Annotated in this window: 1 pseudogene; it reads left to right on the top strand. The window is 58.8% G+C overall.

From position 1 onward, the window contains the following. Positions 1 to 512 (top strand): annotated as a pseudogene (locus ABWV64_RS15955) (IS3 family transposase); the annotation flags it as partial.

Genomic DNA, 512 nt, shown 5'->3' with positions numbered 1-512 from the left:
TGGCAGAGCGACTGGGGATCAGCACCAAGTCGCTGTACACATGGAAGTCGCAGTTTGCGAAGTCGCCTAGCGTCAGATCGGAGGTGGCGGAACAGGCTGCTGAGATCAAGCGGCTGAAGCGAGAGCTGGCCCGCGTCACCGAGGAGCGGACCATCTTAAAAAAGGCGACCGCGTACTTCGCGCGCGAGTCTCAGTGAAGTACGCGTTCATCGAGGCTCACCGTGCCGAGTTTTCGGTGCGGTCAATGTGCCGCGTGCTGATGGTTCATTTCAGTGGGTTCTATGCATGGCTTAAAGAACCGTTAAGCCAGCGTGCGCTTGAAGATGCGCGGCAGACAGATCTGATCCAACAAGCATGGGCCGACAGCGGCAAGGTCTACGGTTATCGCAAGCTACATGACGATCTGCGCGACGCCGGTGAGACCTGCTCCGAGAACCGTGTTGCGCGTCTTGCCAGCTTGGCAGACATCGCAGCCCAGATTGGCTACAAACGCCGCCCTGGTCGATATGGCG

Origin of the sequence: Litorivita sp. NS0012-18 (genome assembly GCF_040371945.1) — a bacterium.
In the GTDB taxonomy this organism is placed as follows: Bacteria; Pseudomonadota; Alphaproteobacteria; order Rhodobacterales; family Rhodobacteraceae; genus Litorivita.
Note: the sequence above shows the minus strand (reverse complement) of the source record. Positions and strands in the feature narration are given on the sequence as shown.